This is a genomic window from Sphingomonas tabacisoli, assembly GCF_042678385.1.
Lineage (GTDB): Bacteria > Pseudomonadota > Alphaproteobacteria > Sphingomonadales > Sphingomonadaceae > Sphingomonas_B > Sphingomonas_B tabacisoli.
The window spans coordinates 1629291-1646116 of the sequence record NZ_JBHUDY010000001.1; the positions used below are offsets into that span (position 1 = coordinate 1629291).

Annotated in this window: 19 protein-coding genes and 1 tRNA gene; 12 read left to right on the top strand and 8 right to left on the bottom strand. The window is 66.5% G+C overall.

Annotated elements, in window-relative coordinates; genetic code table 11:
• Positions 1-193 precede the first annotated feature (193 nt).
• The 3 genes from ACFSCW_RS08480 (at position 194) to ACFSCW_RS08490 (ending at position 1660) form a co-directional block, all read left to right on the top strand.
• Positions 194-748: a TspO/MBR family protein gene (locus ACFSCW_RS08480; protein WP_380888410.1), complete on the top strand. Its 555-nt coding sequence runs from the start codon at positions 194-196 to the stop codon at positions 746-748.
• Between the two features lie 12 nt (positions 749-760).
• Positions 761-1030: an accessory factor UbiK family protein gene (locus tag ACFSCW_RS08485; protein WP_380888411.1), complete on the top strand. Its 270-nt coding sequence runs from the start codon at positions 761-763 to the stop codon at positions 1028-1030.
• A gap of 117 nt (positions 1031-1147) precedes the next feature.
• Positions 1148-1660, top strand: a complete 513-nt coding sequence (locus tag ACFSCW_RS08490; RefSeq protein WP_380888412.1) for a type III secretion system chaperone family protein — start codon at positions 1148-1150, stop codon at positions 1658-1660.
• A 16-nt stretch (positions 1661-1676) separates the two neighbouring features.
• On the opposite strand, the gene ACFSCW_RS08495 is transcribed toward ACFSCW_RS08490, so the two are convergent.
• The gene (locus ACFSCW_RS08495; protein ID WP_380888413.1) at positions 1677-2834 is read right to left on the bottom strand and encodes a GGDEF domain-containing protein; all 1158 of its coding nucleotides are present in this window, start codon (positions 2832-2834) and stop codon (positions 1677-1679) included.
• Between the two features lie 66 nt (positions 2835-2900).
• On the opposite strand from ACFSCW_RS08495, the gene proC reads away from it, so the two are divergent.
• Positions 2901-3710: a pyrroline-5-carboxylate reductase gene (gene proC / locus ACFSCW_RS08500; RefSeq protein WP_380888414.1), complete on the top strand. Its 810-nt coding sequence runs from the start codon at positions 2901-2903 to the stop codon at positions 3708-3710.
• Here the strand turns inward: proC and ACFSCW_RS08505 are convergent.
• A complete protein-coding gene (locus ACFSCW_RS08505) occupies positions 3707-4147 on the bottom strand; it encodes a MarR family transcriptional regulator (RefSeq protein ID WP_380888415.1) in 441 nt (146 codons plus the stop codon). The genes proC and ACFSCW_RS08505 overlap by 4 nt on opposite strands.
• A gap of 48 nt (positions 4148-4195) precedes the next feature.
• Here ACFSCW_RS08505 and ACFSCW_RS08510 point away from each other — a divergent pair, with 48 nt between their 5' ends.
• Together ACFSCW_RS08510 and ACFSCW_RS08515 are read left to right on the top strand one after the other, a co-directional pair.
• Positions 4196-5281: a branched-chain amino acid aminotransferase gene (locus ACFSCW_RS08510; RefSeq protein ID WP_380888416.1), complete on the top strand. Its 1086-nt coding sequence runs from the start codon at positions 4196-4198 to the stop codon at positions 5279-5281.
• Between the two features lie 45 nt (positions 5282-5326).
• Positions 5327-5401 (top strand) — tRNA-Gln (locus tag ACFSCW_RS08515).
• Positions 5402-5426: 25 nt separating this feature from the next.
• Here the strand turns inward: ACFSCW_RS08515 and fdhD are convergent.
• From fdhD to ACFSCW_RS08545, 6 genes are read right to left on the bottom strand one after another with little or no spacing between them, the layout of a single operon-like run.
• Positions 5427-6227, bottom strand: coding sequence for a formate dehydrogenase accessory sulfurtransferase FdhD (fdhD, locus tag ACFSCW_RS08520; protein WP_380888417.1), 801 nt, complete (start codon positions 6225-6227; stop codon positions 5427-5429).
• A complete protein-coding gene (locus ACFSCW_RS08525; RefSeq protein WP_380888418.1) occupies positions 6224-6508 on the bottom strand; it encodes a formate dehydrogenase subunit delta in 285 nt (94 codons plus the stop codon). Before ACFSCW_RS08525 ends, fdhD begins: the two co-directional genes overlap by 4 nt.
• The gene (gene fdhF / locus ACFSCW_RS08530; protein ID WP_380888419.1) at positions 6505-9345 is read right to left on the bottom strand and encodes a formate dehydrogenase subunit alpha; all 2841 of its coding nucleotides are present in this window, start codon (positions 9343-9345) and stop codon (positions 6505-6507) included. Before fdhF ends, ACFSCW_RS08525 begins: the two co-directional genes overlap by 4 nt.
• Positions 9335-9856 (bottom strand): molybdenum cofactor guanylyltransferase, encoded by a 522-nt coding sequence (mobA, locus tag ACFSCW_RS08535; RefSeq protein ID WP_380888420.1) that lies wholly within the window; start codon positions 9854-9856, stop codon positions 9335-9337. The genes fdhF and mobA overlap by 11 nt, the downstream gene beginning before the upstream one ends.
• A complete protein-coding gene (locus ACFSCW_RS08540; RefSeq protein ID WP_380888421.1) occupies positions 9853-11316 on the bottom strand; it encodes an NADH-ubiquinone oxidoreductase-F iron-sulfur binding region domain-containing protein in 1464 nt (487 codons plus the stop codon). Before ACFSCW_RS08540 ends, mobA begins: the two co-directional genes overlap by 4 nt.
• Positions 11313-11741, bottom strand: coding sequence for an NAD(P)H-dependent oxidoreductase subunit E (locus ACFSCW_RS08545; protein ID WP_380888422.1), 429 nt, complete (start codon positions 11739-11741; stop codon positions 11313-11315). The genes ACFSCW_RS08540 and ACFSCW_RS08545 overlap by 4 nt, the downstream gene beginning before the upstream one ends.
• Before the next feature lie 254 nt (positions 11742-11995).
• Here ACFSCW_RS08545 and pcaF point away from each other — a divergent pair, with 254 nt between their 5' ends.
• Genes pcaF through ACFSCW_RS08575 form a run of 6 tightly spaced genes read left to right on the top strand, consistent with a single transcriptional unit; the run spans position 11996 to position 16815 of the window.
• Positions 11996-13198, top strand: coding sequence for a 3-oxoadipyl-CoA thiolase (pcaF, locus tag ACFSCW_RS08550; RefSeq protein ID WP_380888423.1), 1203 nt, complete (start codon positions 11996-11998; stop codon positions 13196-13198).
• A 54-nt stretch (positions 13199-13252) separates the two neighbouring features.
• Positions 13253-14239 (top strand): 1,2-phenylacetyl-CoA epoxidase subunit PaaA, encoded by a 987-nt coding sequence (gene paaA, locus ACFSCW_RS08555; protein WP_380888424.1) that lies wholly within the window; start codon positions 13253-13255, stop codon positions 14237-14239.
• A gap of 3 nt (positions 14240-14242) precedes the next feature.
• Entirely contained in the window at positions 14243-14527 is a 285-nt protein-coding gene (gene paaB, locus ACFSCW_RS08560; protein WP_380888425.1) for a 1,2-phenylacetyl-CoA epoxidase subunit PaaB, read from the top strand.
• A complete protein-coding gene (gene paaC, locus ACFSCW_RS08565) occupies positions 14527-15288 on the top strand; it encodes a 1,2-phenylacetyl-CoA epoxidase subunit PaaC (protein WP_380888426.1) in 762 nt (253 codons plus the stop codon). The genes paaB and paaC overlap by 1 nt, the downstream gene beginning before the upstream one ends.
• A complete protein-coding gene (paaD, locus tag ACFSCW_RS08570) occupies positions 15282-15734 on the top strand; it encodes a 1,2-phenylacetyl-CoA epoxidase subunit PaaD (RefSeq protein ID WP_380888427.1) in 453 nt (150 codons plus the stop codon). The genes paaC and paaD overlap by 7 nt, the downstream gene beginning before the upstream one ends.
• Position 15735: 1 nt before the next feature.
• Complete coding sequence (locus ACFSCW_RS08575) at positions 15736-16815, top strand: 2Fe-2S iron-sulfur cluster-binding protein (RefSeq protein ID WP_380888428.1); 1080 nt, start codon at positions 15736-15738, stop codon at positions 16813-16815.
• The last annotated feature ends 11 nt before the right edge of the window (positions 16816-16826 follow it).

Consider the following 16826-nt stretch of genomic DNA (forward strand, 5'->3'; position numbering starts at 1 on the left):
CCCCCTTGTGGGGAGGGTTGGGTGGGGGCGCGGGTTCGGCGACAGCCGAGCACGCCAACGCAGACTCTTCTCGGCTCGCGGACGCGAGCCGGCCCCCTCCCTTTCCCTCCCCACAAGGGGGAGGGCTATTTATGCGGCTTTGACTCTCGCGTCCGCGCCGTTAACGAACCCCGCAAAACGGACGGAGGAACGAGTGGGGGAAATCGCGTCGCGTTCTCAGATCGGCTTCTCGCTTTTCAGGCGAGCGGTGGTGACTGTGCCGCTGGTGCTGTTGCTTGGCCTCGCTTCGGGCCGGCTGGCCAACTCCGGCTACGACAATGCCTGGTTCGCGGTGCTGCAAAAGCCCGGTGCGATGCCGCCCGGCCCGGCATTCGCGCTGGCCTGGACGATCCTCTATATCTGCCAGGGTCTGGCGCTCGCGATCGTGCTGAATGCGCGCGGCAATAGGCTGCGGGGCCTCGCGGTCGTCCTGTTCGTGCTGCAGTTCGCGCTGAACCTCGCCTGGTCGCCGCTGTTTTTCGGCCTGCATCAGATCGGTGCGGCCTTCTGGCTGATTATCGGCATCTTCGCCGCCGCGCTCGCCACGACGATCGTTTTCGGCCAGGTCCGGCCGCCCGCGGCGTGGCTGATGGTGCCGTATCTCGCCTGGCTGTGCTTCGCGGCGGCCCTCAATCACGATATCGGTAAACTGAACCCGAACGGGGAGCGGCTTGCTCCGGGGGCCACAAGCACCCACATCAATCTCTGAACAGGAGACGACATGCAGACCGAGAACCGCTTTTTCGACGATTTCGCCAAGATGCTGAACGGCGTCGCCGGCACCTTTGCCGGTATGGGCCGCGAAGCCGAGGCGTCGGTGAAAGAGCGGATGCGCGAGTGGGTCGGCGGGATGGATTTCGTGTCCCGCGAGGAATTCGAGGCCGTGAAAGCGATGGCAGCGGCGGCGCGCGACGAGGTCGATGCCCTGAAAGCGCGGATTGCCGACCTTGAAGCGGCTCGTCCCGGCGCCCAGCAGCCGCCGCAGATCTGAACAGGTTTCCAACACCCTGTCCCATTTCAATCCACAGCTTTATAGACTCACCCACAGCGGCTGGCTTGTGGCTCAGCCGCGGCGCTGCGATCATGCGGCTGTTACCGGGGAACGGCCATGATGACGCTTGAAGATTTCGAAGAAGCCGAAGGCGAATCCGCCGCCCCGATCGAAATGCTCGAAAACTATTTCGCAGCGCATGGCTGGTCGTACGAGCGTGGCGCCGACGACGAGATCGTCGCCAATGTGAAAGGCAGCTGGACCGAATACGAGCTTCGCGGCGTGTGGCGCGACGAAGATCATGTGCTGCAGTTTCTTGCGCTGCCGGACATCAAGGTGCCGGAAGACAAGCGCGCCGCGATCTACGAAGCGATCGGGCTGGTCAACGAACAGCTCTGGCTCGGCCATTTCGAGCTGTGGTCGGCAAGCGGCATCCTGCTGTTCCGCCATGCCGCGCTGATCGAAGGCGAGGAGCCGATCATGTCGCTGCCGCAGACCGAGACGCTGATCGAATCGGCGATCGACGAGTGCGAGCGCTATTACCCAGTGTTCCAGTTCGTGCTGTGGGGCGGCAAGTCTCCGCGCGAAGCGATCGCCGCGGCGTTAATCGAGACGCAGGGCGAGGCCTAGGCCGCCGCCCGGGAGATTAATCTCCCAGCACCACCACGCGGTTCCGGCCTTCTTTCTTGGCCTTGTAGAGCGCCTGGTCCGCCGCGCGCAGCATCTGGCGGCCGTTTTCCTTCGGCGCCAATGAGGCCACGCCGGCCGAGAAGCTGACCTGTCCGATCGGTTCGCCCGATTGCTTGGCGACGAGGCGGCGTTCCTCCAGGTCGACACGCACTTCATTGACGATACGGCCGGCCTGCTCGGCGCTGTATCCTTCGAACAGCATCACAAATTCCTCGCCGCCATGGCGGGCGACGAAGCAATTGTTGCCGGATGCGGATGCGAGCCGCTGGGCGACGAACTTCAGGATGCGGTCGCCCACATCATGGCCGTGAGTGTCGTTGATCTTCTTGAAGTGGTCGATGTCGCAAAAGGCAAGGGCCAGCGGCTTGCCGCTTTCCCGCGCATAGAGGACCGCCCGGCGCAATTTGTTCTCGAAAGCCCGACGGTTGGCGAGACCGGTGAGGGCGTCGCTCTCGGCGATCCGGCGGGCTTCGGCCAGGCTGCCCCGCAGCTGGGTCATCTGCTTGCCGGCTTCGCGGAGCTGGTGCTCGGCGGCCTGGGTGCGCTCGATCATCGAGCTGGTGAGCTGGACGAGCGATTTGACCACTTCGTCCGATGCGCCGGTTTCAAGGTCGGCAACCTTGCTTTCGAGCGCCTGGCCATAGGCTTTCGCGTCGGCGCCCGATTGCTTGGCGAGGCCGGCGATATGCCCCAGGGTCGCCTGCGCCTTGTCGACGAGATTGGCGAGCAGCTCTGCCGACATGTCGGTGCGGACTTCGGCGAGGATCAGGTCGGCCGCTTCGGCGGTGAGCAGGCCTTCGCGCATGATCGCGCGATCGACGGCCTCGACCAGCCGGCGATCCGACTCGGTGATATAGCCATAGACCAGCTCGTAATGGGCGGGCGTCGGCTCGAGCAGGTTCTGCTGCAGGAAAGCGCCGATCTTGTGGAACACCGTCGGCTCCGGCTGCTCCTCTGTCGCCTCGTCCCCCTCGTCGCGGCCGAACCAGTTCCTGACTGCCTTGGCGAGGCGGTTGCCGCGCTGCCGTGCGTCATCGTCCGGCCCGACCCGGCGCTCCGCGCCAGGCTGTCCATCGATCGCGGTCGCGCGGGCGGAAGAAGTCGCTTCGCTCATACGCTTAAGAACGGCAGCCGCGCTCGGTTCTTGACGGCTGCGCGCGAAAAAAGTTGAGGTCGCTCCATGAACGAGCTTTCGGGACTTGGGGCCATCTGGCTGGTCGGGTGCGGCAACATGGCCGGCGCCATGCTGCGGCGCTGGCTGGAGGCGGGACTTCCGCCGGAACCAGTGACGGTGATCCGGCCCAGCGGCGTCGCGCCCGCGCCTGGGGTTCGGACCTTGACAGCTATGCCGCAAGGAGAGACGCCGCCGCGTGTGCTGATGCTCGGCGTGAAGCCGCAAAAGCTGGGCGATGTGGCGGATGCCGTCGCCAACGTAGTTGGGCCAGACACGCTGCTGATCTCGATTCTCGCCGGCACCGAACTGGCCACGCTAAAGCAGCGGTTTTCTAAAGCCCGCGCCGTTGTGCGGGCGATGCCGAACACGCCGGTCGCAATGGGTCGCGGGGTGGTGGCGTTGCACGGCGATGCCGGCGCGCGCCGCGGCGATGTCGAAACTCTGATGCGGCCGCTGGGCCTGGTCGAATGGATCGCGGACGAAGCGCAGTTCGGGTTGGCGACGGCGCTGGCGGGAAGCGGGCCGGCTTTTCTGTTCCGGTTCATCGACGCAATGGCATCCGCGGGGGCTGCGCTGGGCTTGCCCGCCCAGCAGGCGCTGCGCCTTGCCGTGGCGACAGTCGATGGCGCGGCGGGACTAGCGGCCGGATCGGACGAAACACCCGCGACGCTCGCCGATCGCGTGGCCAGTTCCGGCGGAATGACGCGCAAGGGGCTTGATGTGCTGGATGAGGGCAGGGCGCTCGAAACCCTGCTCGTGCACACCTTGGAGGCCGCCGAGCGGCGCGGCCGCGAGATGGCCGCCGAAACGCGCTAGCTCAGGCCCTCGAGCACAGCCCAGAAGCCGCCGACCGCCTGCTGCCCCGCTTGCGCATAGGCGGCCGCCATCTGCGCGCGCATTGCCTCGAAGAGCTCGGCCTCAAGCACCTTGCCGGTTTCGGTGAGGCGCAGCAGGCGCTGGCGGCGATCGTCGCGGCCGACACGCGCCTCGACCAGCGCGCGCTCGGTCAGCTCGTTCAGCACGCGGTTGAGCGACTGCTTGGTGATGCCGAGATTGGAGATCAGCGCGCCGACGGTCAGGTCGGGAAAGCGGCCGATGAAGTAGAGCGCACGCTGATGAGCGCGGCCAAGGTCGGCCCGGGCGAGAATCGGCTCAACCGAGCGCGCAAGGGCGGCCTGGCCCGCGAACATCAGCTCGAGCCCGCGCCTGACCTCGGCTTCGCGCAGGAACAGGGCGGATGGGAAGCTTGCCATTGCGCGCGCCATGCCATTGCACTTATGCGCGGCGCAAGCGAGGGATCCATGAGCCTGACGTTCGATTTCAAACCCAACCCGGCGCCACTCGCGACCGAAGAGCGCGAAGGCCTGCTTGCCGATCCGGGCTTTGGCCGCGTGTTCACCGATCATATGGCCGTGGTGCAATATACCGAGGGCAAGGGCTGGCACAGCGCGCGCATTCAGCCGCGCGAGGCGATCGCGACCGACCCGGCCTCGTCCGTGCTCCACTATGCGCAGGAAATCTTCGAGGGGCTGAAGGCCTACCGCCATCCGGACGGCAGCATCGCGCTGTTCCGGCCCGACGCTAATGCCCGCCGCCTGCAGAACTCGGCGGAGCGCATGGCGATGCCGGCGCTTCCGGAAGACATTTTCGTCGAATCGGTGCGCGCGCTGGTCCGCACCGACAAGGATTGGGTGCCGAGCATCCCCGAAGGCGCGCTCTACCTCCGCCCGTTCGTGTTCGCGAGCGAGGTGTTCCTGGGCGTGAAGCCGTCGGCGGAATATATCTACGCCGTCATTGCCTCGTCCGTCGGGTCCTATTGGAAAGGCGGAGTCAAGGCGATCTCGCTCTGGGCGACGAAGACCTACACGCGCGCCGCTCCCGGCGGCACGGGCGCGGCCAAGTGCGGCGGCAATTATGCGGCCAGCCTGATCGCGCTGGCCGAGGCGAGCCGCCAGGGCTGCGACCAGGTCGTGTTTCTCGATGCGGTCGAGCGCCGCTACGTCGAGGAACTGGGCGGCATGAACGTGTTCTTCGTCTTTGCCGACGGCACGGTTCGCACGCCGCCGCTGGGCGGGACGATCCTGCCTGGCATTACGCGCGACTCGCTGATCCGGCTCGCCCGCGACCAGGGGCTGACGGTTGAGGAGGCACCCTATTCGATCGAGGATTGGCAGGCCGATGCGGAAAGCGGACGGCTGGTCGAGGCGTTCGCCTGCGGCACCGCAGCGGTGGTCACGCCGATCGGCCGGGTGAAGGGCGACGGCTTCGATTTCACCGTCGGTAGCGGCGGTCCCGGCCAGCTCACCGAGAGGCTGCACCGGCAGTTGACCGACATCCAGTTCGGCCGCGCGGCCGATCCTTATGGATGGGTGCAGAGGGTCGTTTAGGGGCTTCTCAGCCGATCTTCGGCCGCTATAGAGGCGGCCCGCTGCTGGGGCGTCGCCAAGCGGTAAGGCACCGGTTTTTGGTACCGGCATTCGGAGGTTCGAATCCTCCCGCCCCAGCCAACCGAATCAGCAGGTTGGGTCAAGTTCAGAAGCTCGGACCGGCTGGCGCTTTAGCGATCAGATAGGAGTCGCTGCGGGCCAGCGAGATGAGCGCAACGCCGGCTTCGCGCGCGCGCTCCAGCGCCAATGTCGTCGGCGCGGAAACGGTGACCAGTGCGGTGCAGCCGGCGAGCGCCGCTTTCTCGACCAGCTCATAGGAGCAGCGTGAGGAGAGAAGAGCGAAACGGTCGCCCCATGGTTCGCTTTGCCGCAACATCGCGCCGATCAATTTGTCGAAAGCATTGTGCCGGCCGACATCCTCGCGCGCGACAAGGATCGCGCCGTCGGGCTCGCAGGCCAGTGCCGCGTGGACGGCGCCGGTCGCGCGGTTCAGCGGCTGGTGCGCGCGCATCTGTTCCAGCGCGCGAAACACGCTTGCCGGCGGAACGGGCGCGGCGCGAGCGGCAAGGCGGGGCAGGGTGCGCAGCGCCTGCTCCAGATTCTCGATTCCGCAAATCCCGCAGGAACTGTCGGAAACCCGGTGACGCACCCGCTCCAGCACGCGGTCGCGCAAGGCCGGCAGCGTCGTCACGCGCAGTACCGTGCCGCGGTCGGTCTCGTGCGCGTCGACGTCCTGGATGTCGTCGGCCGCATCGATCAGCCGCTCGGACAGGCAGAAACCATAGCCGAAATCTTCCAGATCGGCCGGCGTCAGCATCATCACCGCATAGCCGAGCCCGTTCACCTCGACCGCGCAGGGATGCTCGACAGCGATCTCGCGCGCGACGGGCTCGTCGCCGCCGCCAGCCAGCGTTTCGGTGAAATGTCGTCGCTCGGACGCGCTCATCCCGCGTCGGACCCGCCGGCTTCGTGGACAGCGTTGAACACGGTCGCCTGGCTTTGCGGCTTGGGCGCACCCTTGTGCTGCAGCCCCTTCAATGCCGCCGCTGCGATCGGCTCCAGTCCCTCGCCGCCGGCCGACAGGTGATCGAACACCAGCGCCTTCATCCGCAGGTCCCAAAATTTGGCGATATGGTCGGCGGTCGCGGCTTCCGGATCGTGCTGCAAGGCAAGGTTCCGCGCGATCTGGTTGGCCATGTAGATCAGCCGGTCGAGGGTGTGGCTCACTCGGCGGCCTCGACATGGGCGATCCGGCGGGAGCGTTCGCTCAGCGCCTCGTAATCCTCCTGCCAGTCGGTCGGACCGTTGGAGGGGGCGACCTGCACCGCCGTCACTTTGTATTCGGGGCAATTGGTCGCCCAGTCGGAATATTCCGTGGTGACGACGTTGGCCTGCGTCGCCGGATGGTGGAAGGTCGTATAGGTCACACCCGGCGCCACACGGTCGGTGACCAGCACGCGGAGTGTCGTCTCGCCCGAGCGGCTGGCGAGCTTCGCCCAGTCGCCGGTTTTCAGCCCGCGCTCCTCGGCGTCGTGCGGGTGCATTTCCAGCAAATCCTCGGGATGCCAGACGGTGTTGGCCGTCCGCCGTGTCTGCGCGCCGACATTATACTGGCTGAGGATCCGACCGGTGGTGAGCAGCAGCGGATAACGTGGGCCGGTCTTCTCGTCGGTCGGCACATAGTCGGTGACGACGAAATGCCCCTTGCCGCGCACGAAGCCGCCGATGTGCATCACCGGCGATCCCTCGGGCGCCGCGTCGTTGCAGGGCCATTGGATCGAGCCCAGCTCGTCGAGCTTCGCAAACGACACGCCGGCAAAGGTCGGCGTCAGCCGCGCAATCTCGTCCATGATCTCGGACGGGTGCGTGTAGGACCAGCCAAGCCCCAGCGCGTTGGCGAGGCCCTGGGTCACTTCCCAATCCTCCAGCCCGTTCATCGGCGCCATCACCTTGCGCACCGGCTGGATGCGCCGCTCGGCATTGGTGAAGGTGCCGTTCTTCTCGAGGAAGGTAGAGCCCGGCAAGAAGATATGCGCGTAGTTGGCGGTCTCGTTCAGGAACAGGTCGTGGACGATCACGCATTCCATCGCGGCCAGACCCGCCGCGACATGCCTGGTGTTCGGGTCGGACTGAAGAATGTCCTCACCCTGGATGTAGAGCGCCTTGAACACGCCATCGACGGCGGCGTCGAGCATGTTGGGGATGCGCAGGCCCGGCTCTGGATCGAGCGCAACGCCCCAGTCCGTCTCGAACAGCCGCCGCGTCGCATCGTCGGAAACGTGGCGATAGCCCGAATATTCGTGCGGAAAGCTGCCCATGTCGCAGCTCCCTTGCACATTGTTCTGGCCCCTGAGCGGGTTCACGCCGACGCCCTCGCGGCCGATATTGCCGGTCGCCATTGCCAGGTTCGCGATCGCCATCACGGTCGAGCTGCCCTGGCTATGCTCGGTCACCCCAAGGCCATAATAGATCGCGCCATTGCCGCCGGTCGCATACAGCCGCGCCGCGGCGCGCAGCTCCTGCGGGTCGACCAGGGTCACAGGCGCCAGCGTCTCCGGCGAGTGCTTCGGGTCGCCGACGAACGCCGCCCATTCGCGATACTCGTCCCAGTCGCAGCGCTCGCGGATGAACGCCTCGTCGGCGAGACCCTCGGTCACCACCACATGCGCCATCGCGGTCAGCACGGCGACATTGGTGCCGGGGCGAAGCGGCAGGTGGTGCGCCGCGTCGATGTGCGGCGTGTGGACGATATCGATGCGGCGCGGATCGACGACGATCAGCTTCGCGCCTTGCCGCAGCCGCTGCTTCATCCGGCTGGCGAAGACCGGGTGCCCGTCGGTCGGGTTAGCGCCGATCACCATGATGACGTCGGCCTGCTCGACCGATTCGAAATCCTGCGTCCCCGCCGAGGTGCCGAACGTCGTCTTCAGCCCATAGCCCGTCGGCGAGCGACAGACACGCGCGCAGGTATCGACATTGTTGTTGCCGAAGCCGGCGCGGACCAGTTTCTGCACAAGGAACGTCTCTTCGTTGGTGCAGCGCGACGAGGTGATGCCGCCAATCGAGAGCCGTCCGTATTTCGCCTGAATGCGCTTCAGCTCGGACGCGGCGTGGGTGAGGGCTTCGTCCCAGCTCACTTCGCGCCACGGCTCGTCGATCGAGGCGCGGATCATCGGGTTCAGGATGCGCTCCTGATGATTGGCATAGCCCCAGGCGAACCGCCCCTTCACGCAGCTATGCCCGCGATTGGCCTTGCCGTCCTTCCACGGCACCATGCGGACGAGCTGCTCGCCCTTCATCTCCGCGCGGAAGGTGCAGCCGACCCCGCAATAGGCGCAGGTGGTGACGGTCGCGCTCTCGGGCATGCCGAGTTCCTTGACCGCCCGTTCCTGCAGCGCCCCCGTCGGGCAAGCCTGCACGCAAGCCCCGCACGACACGCACTCCGAACTCAGAAACTCCTCCGACGGCAGCCCCGCCGAGACCTTCGACGCAAATCCCCGCCCGTCGATCGTCAGCGCGAATGTTCCCTGGATCTCGTCGCACGCCCGCACGCAGCGCGAGCAGACGATGCACTTGGCCGGATCGAAGTCGAAATAGGGATTGGAGGCATCGACCGCCTCGCCCAAATGATTGTCGCCCGGCGCGTAGCGAACCGTGGTCAGCCCCACCGCCTCGGCCTGCGCCCGCATTTCGCAATCGCCTTGCGCACAAGCGCTGCAGTCCGCCGGATGATCGGTGAGGTAAAGCTCCATCACCCCCCGCCGCAGCCGCGCGAGCGTGTCGCTCTCCGTCCGCACCACCATGCCCTGGGCCGCGGGCGTGGTGCACGAAGCCGGCGTGCCCCGCGCGCCGTCGATCTCGACCAGGCACAGCCGGCACGAGCCGAATTGCTTCAGGCTGTCGGTCGCGCAGAGCTTCGGGATCGCGAGGCCCGCTTCCGCTGCCGCCCGCATCACCGTCGTGCCCGCCGGCACCGTGACCCCACGCCCGTCGATCGTCAGCGTGACCGTCTCGTCCGCGCGCGAGGCGGGGGTGCCAAAATCGGGCTGGAATTCATAGCCCATGACGTTGCTCCAATCGCGCCAGATCCTCCGGCGTGTTCACATTAGCAGGTTCGTGCCGAAGCTTCACCGGTCGCGCGCCAATCGCTTCGGCAAATGCCAGCATCGAATGCCTGCCGCTGCCGGTCAGGATTTCTTCGAGCGCGTCGGCGGCTGAGACCGGCCACAACCCCAGCACCGGCTGGCTCGCGACATAAGCCGGCGCGGGCATCAGAGACATGCGCAGGTCGGCCGGCACGCCGGGCGCATCGACACCGCAGCTCAGCACCGCGTCGAACAAGTTTGCGCGGGCGTGGCGCAACGCGCCCGCCAGCCCACCGAGCGGCCCGCAGCCCGGTTCCGGCCAGTCCGCGATCCCGCCGTAGCGCCCAACCATCACCACCGCATCGCACTGCGCTGCGAGGGCCGCAACCGCATGCTCGATCAGCGGAACGCCGCGATATTCAGCCAGCGCCTTGTCGGAACCGAAGCGGCTGGACCGCCCGCCAGCCAGCACTGCGCCGAGCACTTTCACCGCGCGAAATCCTCGGGAAAATGCGTGATCGCGCTCATCACCGGATAAGGGGTGAAACCGCCGAGCGCACAGAGCGAGCCGAACTTCATCGTCTCGCACAGCTCGGTTACCAGCGCGAGATTGGCATCGCGCGCCTCGCCCGCGATCACCCGCTCCATCGTCTCGCGCCCGCGCACCGCGCCCAAGCGGCACGGCGTGCATTTCCCGCAGCTTTCCGCCGCGCAGAACTCGAATGCGAACCGCGCTTGGCGCGCCATGTCGACGCTGTCGTCGAACACGACAATGCCGGCATGGCCGATCAACCCATCGCGCGCGGTAAATTCCTCATAGTCGAACACGGTGTCGAACAGGCTCGGCGGAAAATAGGCGCCCAGCGGTCCGCCCACCTGCACGGCCTTGACCGGCCGTCCCGAGGCAGTGCCGCCGCCGATCTCGTTCACCAGCTCGCCTAGCGTGAGCCCGAACGCCGTCTCAAACAGCCCGGCATGCTTCACATTGCCGGCAAGCTGGACCGGCATGGTGCCGCGCGAGCGGCCGGTCCCGTAATCGGCATAGGCCTGCCCCCCATGCGCCAGCACCCACGGCACGGCCGCGAGCGTCAGCACATTATTGACCACGGTCGGGCAGCCGAACAGACCTTCGATCGCCGGCAGCGGCGGCTTGGCGCGCACCTCGCCGCGCTTGCCTTCCAACGAGTTGAGAAGCGAAGTCTCCTCGCCACAGACATAGGCGCCGGCGCCGGTCCGAATCTCGATCCCAAATGGCGCGATCAGGTGGGCGGACAGCCGAACCGCCGCTTCCATTTTGGCAATCGCATGCGGATATTCGGAGCGGATATAGACAAAGCCCTTTTGCGCCCCGACCGCGAGCGCGGCGATCGCCATGCCCTCGATCAGGCAGAACGGGTCGCCTTCCATCAGCATCCGGTCGGCGAACGTGCCACTGTCGCCTTCGTCGGCGTTGCACACCACGTATTTGCGCGCACCCGCCGCCTGCCGGACGGTGTTCCACTTGATGCCCGCCGGAAAGCCCGCGCCGCCGCGCCCACGCACGCCCGATATCGTCACTTCATCGACGATCGCTTCCGGCGCCATCGCCCGCGCGCGCTCCAGGCCCTCCCATCCGCCAGTCGCTGCATAGTCGTCCAGGCTCAGCGGCCGTGTTCGCCCAGCGCGCGCGAACGTCAGCCGCTGCTGCCGCGCGATAAACGGATGCGCCGCGACATCGCCGATCCGCTTGTGCTCCAGCGCGCCCGAAAGCAGCGCCTCGACCTCTCCGGCCAGCACCGGGCCGTAGCCGATCCGCCCCTCTTCCGCCTCGACTTCGACCAGCGGCTCCAGCCAGTGCATGCCCCAGCTACTCGTGCGGACGACTTCGTGTCCCATCGCCTCGGCCCGGGCGGCGACGGCGTCCGCGCCGCAGGCCAGTGCCGCGGCATCGTCGGAAACGAACAGCCTCACGCCGCCGCGATCCGCTCGATCAGCGCGCTCAGCGAAGCCTCGTCAAGCCGCGCGTGCACCTCGCTCCCGACCAGCGCCGCCGGTCCCACTGAGCAAAGGCCAAGACAATAAACGGTCTCAAGCTCCACGCGCGCATCCTCGCCCACCGCTGCGACCAGCGCCTCGACTCCGCGCGACTGGCACGCTTCCGCCCGGCATAATTTGATCGCCGGCCTTACGCGCGGCGTGCGGCGGAAATCGTGATAGAAGGAAACGACGCCCGACACTTCCGCCCGGCTCAGATTCAGCGCCGCCGCGATCTCGACGATGTGCGCTTCGGAAATGCAGCCGAACCCATCCTGCACGTCATGCAGAATCGGCAGCAGCGGCCCCTCGCGGCCGATATGCCGATCGATGATCTCACGCAGGTCGTATTTTTCATTCACGAAAGTCAGCGCAGGGTCGCCATAGCTCCGGGCGGTTTTCCCGAGGCCGATTTCCTATCCTCTACCAAGTGCCGGAGCGCATGCAAGGCGGCGGTGTCGGCTGTCGGCGCACCGGGCTCGCTTCCTGCCGCCCCAGCCCGATATCACATAACCGTAGATGTTGCCGGCTTGATCGTGTCAAAGCCGGCGTCGTTGCCGTTCCGCGGAGCGTCTCCGACAGCGGGCGGTCCGATCATCGAGGAGGAAAGCGCGCTATGACCGAAGCCTTTATCTGCGGCGGCGCCCGTACGCCGATCGGCCGATTTGGCGGGGTGTTGGCCGGTGTCCGTGCGGACGATCTGGCGGCCGTCCCCTTGGCTGCTCTCAAGGCGCGTTATCCGCATGTCGATTGGGCAAAGGTGGATGATGTCGTCCTCGGCTGCGCCAACCAGGCCGGCGAGGACAATCGCAACGTCGCGCGCATGGCGGCGCTGTTGGCCGGTCTCGGCGAAACGGTGCCGGGCACGACCATTAACCGGCTGTGCGGATCGGGCCTGGACGCGACCGCCTATGCCGCGCGCGCCATTCGCGCGGGCGAGGCCGATTTCATGATCGCCGGCGGCGTCGAGAGCATGACCCGCGCGCCCTTCGTCATGCCGAAAGCCGAAAGCGCCTTTTCGCGCAGCAACGCCGTTTACGACACGACCATCGGCTGGCGCTTCGTCAACCCGAAGCTGAAGGCGGAATTCGGTGTCGATTCGATGCCAGAGACAGCCGAAAACGTGGCGCAGGACTGGCAGATTAGCCGCGAAGACCAGGATGCCTTCGCGCTCCGCAGCCAGAACCGGGCCGCCGCCGCGCAAGCCAATGGGCGGCTGGCCAAGGAGATCGTGCCCGTCACCATCCCGCAGCGCAAAGGCGATCCCGTCACGGTCGAGAAGGACGAGCATCCCCGCGCGACGACGATCGAAGCGCTCGCGAAGCTGAAGCCCATCGTCCGCCCTGACGGCAGCGTCACTGCCGGCAATGCAAGCGGCGTCAACGACGGTGCCGCAGCCCTGTTGATCGCCAGTGAAGAGGCAGCCGCCACGCACGGTCTGACGCCGATTGCGCGGATTCTCGGCTGCGCGACGGCGGGCGTGGCGCCGCGAGTAATGGGCATTGGTCCGGCGCCTGCCAGCCGCAAGCTGATGGAGCGGCTCGGTTTGGCGATAGGCGATTTCGACGTGATCGAGCTCAACGAGGCCTTTGCGGCCCAGGGCTTGGCCGTCATGCGCGAACTCGGCCTCCCCGATGACGCCGACCATGTGAACCCGAATGGCGGCGCAATCGCGCTCGGTCATCCCCTCGGCATGTCAGGCGCACGGCTCGCCCTCACTGCGGCGATCGAGCTTCAGGAACGCGGCACCAAACGCGCGCTTTGCACGATGTGCATCGGTGTCGGGCAGGGGATCGCGTTGGCGATCGAACGGGTCTGACCATTCGTTGACCGCTCGGTCGGCTAATGATATGGCGGGGCTAGGAGTCCAGCCATGTACACCACCGAACTGCAGAAAAGCGCCAAGCCGGTGTCGCTCTCCAACGAGCCGCAGGAGTTGGTCGACGCGTTCGAGGCGCGGGTCGCGGCCGACGAATTCATCGAGCCGAAGGACTGGATGCCGGAAGCGTACCGCAAGACGCTGATCCGCCAGATTTCCCAGCACGCGCACAGCGAAGTCGTAGGGATGCTCCCGGAAGGCAATTGGATTACGCGCGCGCCGTCGCTGCGCCGCAAGGCGGTGCTGCTCGCCAAGGTGCAGGACGAGGGCGGGCACGGGCTCTATCTCTACTGCGCGGCCGAGACGCTGGGCGCCAGCCGCGAGGAGATGATCGACGCGCTGCATTCGGGCCGCGCCAAATATTCGACGATCTTCAACTATCCGACGCTCACCTGGGCGGACATCGGCGCGATCGGCTGGCTGGTCGACGGCGCAGCGATCATGAACCAGGTGCCGCTTCAGCGCACCAGCTATGGTCCCTATGCCCGCGCGATGGTCCGCGTGTGCAAGGAGGAAAGCTTCCACCAGCGCCAAGGCTATGAGATCATGATGGTGCTGGCGAACGGCACGCCCGAGCAGCGCGAAATGGCGCAGGACGCGCTCAACCGCTGGTGGTGGCCGAGCCTGATGATGTTCGGCCCGTCCGACGAGAATTCGCCCAACACCGCGCAGTCGATGCGCTGGCGGATCAAGCGGGACACGAACGACGAGCTCCGCCAGAAGTTCGTCGATGTGACCGTGCCGCAGGCCGAGTTCCTCGGCCTCACGGTTCCCGACCCCGATCTGAAATGGAATGCCGAGCGCGGCGCCTATGATTTCGGCGCGGTCGATTGGGAGGAATTCTACGCCGTGGTCCGTGGCGAAGGGCCGGTCGCCAGGGAACGGATGCTCGCCCGTCGCAAAGCCTGGGACGACAATCGCTGGGTGCGCGAAGCCGCCGCCGCCCATGAGGCGAAGCGCGCAGCGAAAAAGGCCGCCTGAACGATGGCGAACGACTGGCCGCTCTGGGAAGTGTTCGTCCGCGCGCGCGGCGGATTGTCGCACCGCCACGTCGGCAGCGTGCATGCGCCGGATGCGGACATGGCGCTGATGCACGCGCGCGACACCTATACCCGCCGGATGGAAGGCGTCAGCATCTGGGTCGCGAAATCGGCCGATATCGCCGCCAGCGATCCGGCCGGGCAGGGGCCCTTGTTCGAGCCGGCGGCGGACAAGGTCTATCGCCACCCGACCTTCTATCAGATCCCAGACGCGGTGAAGAACATCTGATGACGGCGCTTGGCGATCCACGCTTCGAATATCTGCTGCGCCTGGGCGACGATGCGCTGGTTCTCGGTCAGCGCCTGTCCGAATGGTGCGGCCATGCGCCGACGCTTGAGGTTGACCTCAGCCTCGCCAATATCGGGCTCGACCTGATCGGGCAGGCGACGTTCTTCCTCGGTTACGCGGGCGAGCTGGAAGGGAAGGGACGCGATGCCGACGCGCTCGCCTTCCATCGCGACGTGCTGGCCTATCGCAATTGCCTCATGGTCGAGCAGCCGAACGGCGACTTCGTGCGGACCATCGCCCGGCAATTCCTCTATTCCTCGATGCATGAGCTGCTGCTGGGCGCGCTGATCCGATCGAACGACGCGCGCATCGCCGAAGTCGCCGCCAAAGGCGTCAAGGAAGTGCGCTACCACCGCGAGCTTGCGGGAGACTGGGTGATCCGGCTCGGCGACGGCACGGACGAAAGCCGGCAGCGCATGATCGACGGGCTCGACTGGCATTGGCGTTTCGTCGACGAGCTGTTCCAGATGGACGCGATCGAGCAAGCCCTGGCGGCCGAAGGCGTCGCCGCTGATCGTTCCACTCTGAGGCCGGCCTTCGATGCGGGCGTGGCGGCTGTGCTGAACGACGCCACGCTCGAAATGCCCGAGCTGCCGCGCGCAACCGTGGGCGGCCGGGTCGGCCACCATAGCGAGCATCTCGGACACCTGCTCGCCGTGATGCAGCATCTGCCCCGCAGCTATCCCGACGCGCGATGGTAGCCATTGAGGACGTAAGCGATACGATCCGCGGCATTCTCGCCGAGGTTCCGGATCCCGAAATCCCGGCGCTGTCCGTCGTCGATCTCGGCATCGTTCGGGATGTGAGCGACGAAGCCGTGACGATCACGCCCACCTATTCGGGTTGCCCCGCAACGCTCGCCATCGAGCAATCGATCCGTGCGGCGCTGGACCATGCCGGGTTGCAGAACGTCGCCGTCCGCACTGTGCTGTCGCCGCCCTGGTCCACCGACTGGATCACGCCGGAAGGCCATGAAAAGCTGCGCGCCTACGGCATCACGCCGCCGACCTCCGGCGGGACCGTCGAATGCCCCCGCTGCGGCTCGACCCATACGCAGGAAGTCAGCCGCTTCGGCTCGACGCCGTGCAAGGCACAATGGCGATGCCGCGACTGTCTCGAGCCCTTCGACCGCTTCAAGTGCCATTGAGATGAACGAACATTTTCACGAACTGACGATCGCCGAAGTGCGGCGCGAGACCGACGACGCCGTGTCGCTGCGCTTCGATTTGCCCGACGAGCTGCGGGAGCACTTCGCCTTCCGCGCCGGCCAGCATGTGACGCTGCGCGCCGAAATCGATGGCGAGGAGCTGCGCCGGAACTACTCCGTTTGCGTCAGCCCGCATGACGGCGAGCTTCGCATCGCGATCAAGCAGATTACCGACGGACGCTTCTCGTCCTGGGCCAACCGCATGCTCGCTTCGGGGCACGCGATCGAGCTGATGCCGCCGCACGGCAGTTTCACCTGGGTCTTCGATCCGGATGCGGCACGGTCCTATCTCGGCATCGCCGGCGGATCGGGCATCACGCCGGTTCTGTCGCTGCTCAAGACCGCTCTGATCGAGGAACCGAACAGCCGCTTCACCTTGCTCTACGGCAATCGGCACTCGGGCTCGATCATGTTCCTGGAAGAACTGGCGGGGTTGAAGAACCGCTTCATGGACCGGCTGGCGGTCTATCACTTCCTCGAGGACGAGTTCGACGAGGAAGCGCCGCTGTTCAACGGCCGCCTCGATCGGGGGAAGCTGGCCGAGGTGCTCGGCAGGCTGGTCGATCCGAGAGGGCTGGACGCGGCTTTCATCTGCGGCCCCGGCCCCATGATGGACGCCGCCGAAACCGCGTTGCTGGAGGCGGGCACGTCGGCGGACCGGATTCTGATCGAGCGGTTCACGGTCGATCGTCCGACCGGCGCGGCAGCGGAGGCGCAGGAAGCGGAGCGCCGCGCCGCCGCAGGGCGCCAGCTCATGCTGACGCTCGACGGGCGCACTCGCCGCCTGACCTTCGACAGCGAGCATGGCAGCATTCTGGACAATGCCCGTGCGGCAGGCCTGCCTGCGCCCTATGCGTGCAAGGCGGGCGTATGCGCCACCTGCCGCGCAAAGGTGGTGTTGGGCGAAGTCACGATGGCAGCCAATTACGGCCTGTCCGCCGAAGAAGTCGCCAGCGGCTATGTGCTGACCTGCCAGGCGGTTCCGAAAACCAACGAGGTCGTGCTCGATTACGACGCCTGAGAGGTAGGCCG